The 2799-nt window shown below is 49.1% G+C and carries 1 rRNA gene; it reads left to right on the plus strand.

The annotated features are described in order from the left end of the window. Positions 1-2799, plus strand: a 23S ribosomal RNA gene (locus C7380_RS13335); the annotation flags it as partial.

Here is a 2799-nt window from a genome sequence, read left to right on the forward strand (position 1 = left end):
CTAAAAGATATTAGTGTAAAAGGATATGGCCGTTGCTAATATCTGGTAGAGGGATAGAAATAGCCGAACCATAAGATAGGCGCTTAAGAATCGGAGATAGAGGAACTATATGGGAAGATAGACGAAAAAGGGTGAAAGTCCCGTACTCGAAATCGAAGAAGGCGAAGTTTTCTAATCCCAAGTAGAGTAGGACACGAGAAATCCTGCTTGAATCAGGGTGGACCACCATCCAAGGCTAAATACTAACTGCTGACCGATAGAGAAGAGTACCGTGAGGGAAAGGTGAAAAGGACCCCGGGAGGGGAGTGAAAGAGAACCTGAAACCGTATGCTTACAGGAAGCGGGAGCGCAAGTGACCGTGTGCCTTTTGATTAATGTGCCCGTGAGTTATTGTTACTGGCGAGGTAAATCCGGAAGAGGAAAAGCCGAAGGGAAACCAAGTTTTAAAAGAGCGAAAGTCAGTAGTAATAGACCCGAAGCCAGGTGAGCTACATATGTGCAGGTTGAAAGTCAGGTAAAACTGAGTGGAGGACCGAACCGGTAGATAGTAAAAAATCTTCGGATGACATGTGTGTAGGAGTGAAAAGCTAATCGAACCTGGTGATAGCTGGTACTCCCCGAAACGTGTGTAGGCACGGCCTAGATAGAAGCAGTAATTGGGGTAGAGCACTGATTGGCGTATGGGGGACGACCTCAGAAACCAGTCAAACTACGAATACAAGAAACTGAGAAATCTGGAGACAGACTACGGAGGAAAAGCTCCGTGGTCGAGAGGGAAACAGCCCAGACCGACAGCTAAGGTTCCGAAGGGAAAGCTAAGTGTGAAAGGTAGTGAAGTTCTTTAGACAGCCGGGAGGTTGGCTTAGAAGCAGCCATCCTTTAAAGAGTGCGTAACAGCTCACCGGTAGAAGGACAATGCGCCGAAAATGTAACGGAGCTAAAGCTTTACACCGAAGCTACGGAATGGCAAAAGTCATTGGTAGGGGAGCAATGTATGCTAGGGAGAAGGATAATTGAAAGATTATCTGGACGAAATACAAGAGCGGATGCGGGCATGAGTAACGAAATGGGAGTGAGAATCTCCCACCCCGAAAGTCTAAGGGTACCTGGGGAAGGGTCGTCCGCCCAGGGTAAGTCGGATCCTAAGGGGAACCCGAAAGGGGTAACCGATGGGAAACAGGTAAAGAATCCTGTACCGTGAATTATTGAATAATGAGGTGTGACGCAGGAGGCGAATTTCCGAGACCAAGTTGCAAGGTTTTCTAAATGCAAAAGCCGAAGAGGCTCCTAGGGAAAACCGGGAGAAGAGGAAGATGTATGATGGGAAGGTCAAAAGAGACCAACGGAGAGGAATCACACTGCCAAGAAAAGCATCGCATTGTGCTTGAGATAATGAGCGACCGTTCTGAAAACCGACACAGGTAGACGGGCTGAGAAGGCTAAGGGGAGCGGAATAACTTCTGTTAAGGAACTAGGCAAAATAGCCCCGTAACTTCGGGAAAAGGGGTGCTTATTCGGGTGTTGAAAGATGCGTGAATAAGTTGCAGTGACAAGGCCCTGGCGACTGTTTACCAAAAACACAGGTCTCTGCGAACACGTGAAGTGGAAGTATAGGGACTGACGCCTGCCCAGTGCCGGAAGGTTAAGAGGAGGAGTGAAAGCTTCGAATTGAAGCCCCGGTAAACGGCGGCCGTAACTATAACGGTCCTAAGGTAGCGAAATTCCTTGTCGGGTAAGTTCCGACCTGCATGAATGGCGTAACGATCAGGGCACTGTCTCAACAGAAGATCCGGTGAAATTACAGACTCGGTGAAGATGCCGAGGACCCGCAGTTAGACGGAAAGACCCCATGGAGTTTTACTGTAGCCTGACATTGTAGTTTGTCAATATGTGTACAGGATAGGTGGGAGGCGAAGATAACATATCGCAAGGTATGAAGGAGCCGAAAGTGGGATACCACCCTCATATTGGTGTGCTACTAACAGAGGTATGTGAAGAGCATAATCTGGACATTGTTAGGTAGGCAGTTTGACTGGGGCGGTCGCCTCCTAAAGAGTAACGGAGGCGTGCGAAGGTCGGCTCAGGTGGGTTGGAAATCCACCGAAGAGTGCAAGGGCAAAAGCCGGCTTAACTGAGAGATTGACAGATCGACCAGAAGGGAAACCTGGTCCTAGTGACCCGGCGGAATAGAGTGGAATAACCGTCGATAAACGGATAAAAGTTACCCTGGGGATAACAGGCTAATCACGCTCGAGAGTTCATATCGACGGCGTGGTTTGGCACCTCGATGTCGGCTCATCGCATCCTGGGGCTGAAGAAGGTCCCAAGGGTTGGGCTGTTCGCCCATTAAAGCGGTACGTGAGCTGGGTTCAGAACGTCGTAAGACAGTTCGGTCCCTATCTGCTGCGGGCGTAGGAAGTTTGAGGGGGGTTGCTCTTAGTACGAGAGGACCAGAGTGAGTGTACCGCTGGTGAACCAGTTGTCAGGCAAATGGCAGGAGCTGGGTAGCTAAGTACATGACCGATAACCGCTGAAAGCATCTAAGTGGGAAACGGGCCCCAAGATAAGACTTCCCGCTCGAAAGAGTTAAGGGTAGTTCGAGACTAGAACGTAGATAGGCCACAGATGTAAGTGCAGTGATGTATTGAGTCGAGTGGTACTAATAACCCGAGGCTTTGGACAAATGTTTCTTATGTACTAGTGAGTGAGTATTTAGGGGTGAGGATAATGAGTTGGGTTCCACCCAGATCCATTCCGAACCTGGCAGTTAAGCCTTCTCATGCTGATGGTAGTACACTT

It is taken from the genome of Oceanotoga teriensis, from assembly GCF_003148465.1.
GTDB classification, from domain to species: Bacteria; Thermotogota; Thermotogae; order Petrotogales; family Petrotogaceae; genus Oceanotoga; species Oceanotoga teriensis.